Annotated in this window: 1 protein-coding gene; it reads left to right on the forward strand. The window is 44.4% G+C overall.

The features are described from left to right. Positions 1–755: hypothetical protein (locus A3762_RS28095; RefSeq protein WP_197469576.1), on the forward strand; the 755-nt coding region annotated here is incomplete at both ends.

Genomic DNA, 755 nt, shown 5'->3' on the forward strand with positions numbered 1-755 from the left:
ATTTCTGTCCATAAAAAGCCAGGAGAAACTATAGACAGTATCGCTCTAACACATCTACCCAATGGTGTAGCTCTCATCTATGACAATGGCCACTCGGTACCGCAAAGCCACAATAGCTATCAAATCGATCCGGCACTCAGTGACCAACTAAAACTGATCTCTGATCATGCGCTTACCGCTACCAATTCAGGTTTTGAAACTACCGTTGTCACCACAGATACTGGCAGTGGTTTACAAGCGACTTCCGTCATCGATGCTCAGGGACAAGTTCAGGTCAGTACTGTTAATTCGGTTACCCACGATGAGTCTATCGATAATAATGAACTATTGAATGAATTTACCATTGATGATCAGAAAATGACTGCATCGTTAGTCGCAGAGCAGTTTGAATATTCATTTAGCGATGAACCTCTTCTTAACTTTTCTGCAGCTCATGAACAGCTTCAGGAAGAAAATAGCTCAGACAGAACAGATCAGAAATCTCTTGATACTTCAGAAGAGCGCGCCGCTACTGTTCTTGGTGGAGCCTCTGAAAATGAGGCAAACGATGCGTTACAAACCATGATTGAAGAACATCTAACAGCCCACCACAAGACTAAGGTAAAAGACGAAGCAAACATTGCAACGAAGAGTGGCGATAGTGAGCATTCTGATGGCGCTCAAAGCCAAACGGACCTTGCTGCAGACGGCACAGAACCAGACGAGTCAGTGGGTGGCAGTTCAAGCTCACATTTAGATAGTTTAGTGGCCAAACC

The organism is Oleiphilus sp. HI0125 (genome assembly GCF_001635355.1).